Annotated in this window: 2 protein-coding genes; both read right to left on the bottom strand. The window is 71.7% G+C overall.

Annotation, left to right across the window (positions count from 1 at the left end):
* Nucleotides 1–260 precede the first annotated feature (260 nt).
* Nucleotides 261–1,172, bottom strand: a complete 912-nt coding sequence (locus ACFWX1_RS43095; RefSeq protein ID WP_378395683.1) for a transketolase family protein — start codon at nt 1,170–1,172, stop codon at nt 261–263.
* The gene (locus ACFWX1_RS43090; protein ID WP_378395682.1) at nt 1,169–1,861 is read right to left on the bottom strand and encodes a thiamine pyrophosphate-dependent enzyme; all 693 of its coding nucleotides are present in this window, start codon (nt 1,859–1,861) and stop codon (nt 1,169–1,171) included. The genes ACFWX1_RS43095 and ACFWX1_RS43090 overlap by 4 nt, the downstream gene beginning before the upstream one ends.
* Between the last annotated feature and the right edge of the window lie 158 nt (nt 1,862–2,019).

Genomic DNA, 2,019 nt, shown 5'->3' with positions numbered 1-2,019 from the left:
CCCGGGGCCGCGTTATTCGTGCACACCCAGGGGGGGCGCGGGGGGTGCTCCCCGCCCCGCCCCCGAGGCGGTGGTGGTGCGCGCGCCGAACCGACCGGCGCCGGCCGGCGCGAGCACGGCAGAGGTCAGGAACGTACGTCTGCCGACGGAGCCGCTCATCGGGTTTCCTCCGATCACAAGGGAGTACACCCGTTGTGCCCCAACGGTTCACGCGTCACGTTCCCCGGGAACGCAAGCCTCCCGATGAAATATCCGGCGGGTCAGCGCAGGAAGCCGCTGATCGACTCGGCCAGGCCCTCGGCGTCCACGCCGAACAACCGGTCGTGTTCCTCGGCCGTGCCGTAGACGCGGGCCTCGCGGTCGCGCCACGTGCCGAACGACCGCAGCCGGTGCGGTACGTCGCCGAGCGCCTCGGTCACCTCGAACGCCGACGTCCCCCGCAGGTACGGCTCGACCAGCACGACATTCGGCTGGGCGGCGCCCACCGCGGCACGCAGGCCGGCGTGGTCGAACGGCCGGATCGTCGACGCGTACAGCACGGTTACGTCCATTGCAGCCGTCGCGGCGAGCACCTGGTCCAGCATCGGGCCGACCGCGATCACGACACCGGCACTCCCCCGGCGCAGCACGGTGAAGCCGTCGGAGACCGGGACCGCCTCGCTGTTGGCCCGCTCGGACAGCCGCACGTAGACCCGTCCGTCGCCGGCGATCGCCTTGCGCAGCAGCGGCGCGACCTCGTCCTCGTGGCCCGGCACGTGCACGGTCCACCCCGGCAGGGTGTCGAGCAGCGCCACGTCACCGGGCGCCTGGTGCGTCCGGCCCCACGACGGGTCGTCGTAGGAGGCGCCGACGCTGACGAGCACCGCGCCGACGTCCTGGTGCCCGAGCCCGATCTTGATCTGCTCGAACGGCCGCTCGATCAGGAACGGCCCGTAGGTGTGCACCATCGGCCGCATACCGGTGAGCGCGAAGCCACCGGCGATGTCGATCATCGCCTGCTCCCGGATGCCGAGATTGAGCACCCGGTCCGGGTACTCCTTCTTGGCGTCCCAGAAGAACCACGACGAGATGTCCGCGGTCAGCACGACCAGCCTGGGATCGGTGGCCAGCGACTCGACCATGGTGTCGGCCCAGACGGTCCGCATCTGCTTCCTGGTCAGCTGGGCGGTCATGCCGCGCTCCCTTCCGCGATCGGGAGGACCTCCGCCACCACGGCCCGCGGCCGCCCGTCGGGTTCCCCGGTCAGCGCCTCGTACAGCGCGTCGTGATCCCGTCCGTCCACTGTGGACGCGTGCCAGCCCTCCATTTCGAAGCGCTTGGCGATACCGCCCGGCCAGCCGAGGCTCGCCGTCCTGTTGTCGATCACGATCGCGGTGAGGCGGTCGATCCCGAGCCGCCCGGCGATGGCCATCGTCTCGTGGTTGCTGCCCTCGTCGAACTCGCCGTCGCCCATCAGCACGAACACGCGGGCGTCGTGCCCCTGGGCACGCAGGCCGAGCGCGGTCCCCACGCCGAGCGGGAGGCCGTGGCCGAGCGAACCGCTGCTGATCTCCACGCCGGGTGCCAGCACGTGGTCCGGGTGCATGCCGAGCGGGGAACCGAACGTCCGCCAGGTGTCCAGCATCTCCGGCTCGATGAAGCCCTTCGCGGCGAGCATCGTGTAGTAGGCCATCGGCCCGTGGCCCTTGGAGAGGTAGAAGCGGTCCCGGCCGGGATCGTCGATGTTCTCCGGCGACACGTTCAGCACGCGGTCGTAGAGCACCCAGATGGCGTCCAATGTGGACGTCGCGGCCGCCAGGTGCTTGTTGTCCCCGGTCAGTCTGCCGAACAGGCCGCGGATCGTCTCTTCTGTCGTCTGCATGGTCTCCGCGCTTCCTCAGTCAGGCTTGCGAGCGGTCAGGAGGACATACCCCAGCGAGGGGGGGGGGGGGGGGGGGGCGGGCGCCCCGCCGCCGGGGGGGGGGGATACTCCCCCCCCCAGCCCGTGGGCGCGCGCGCGCCCCGCCCCCGCCGCCCCCC

It is taken from the genome of Amycolatopsis sp. NPDC059021 (assembly GCF_042739895.1).
Taxonomy (GTDB): domain Bacteria; phylum Actinomycetota; class Actinomycetes; order Mycobacteriales; family Pseudonocardiaceae; genus Amycolatopsis.
The sequence above is the reverse complement of the archived record's forward strand: the minus strand, read 5'-3'. Positions and strand labels throughout refer to the sequence as shown.

Coding starts and splice junctions, on each gene's coding strand:
- ACFWX1_RS43095 (WP_378395683.1), bottom strand. CDS start 1,172: ATGACCGCCCAGCTGACCAGGAAGCAGATGCGGACCGTCTGGGCCGAC.
- ACFWX1_RS43090 (WP_378395682.1), bottom strand. CDS start 1,861: ATGCAGACGACAGAAGAGACGATCCGCGGCCTGTTCGGCAGACTGACC.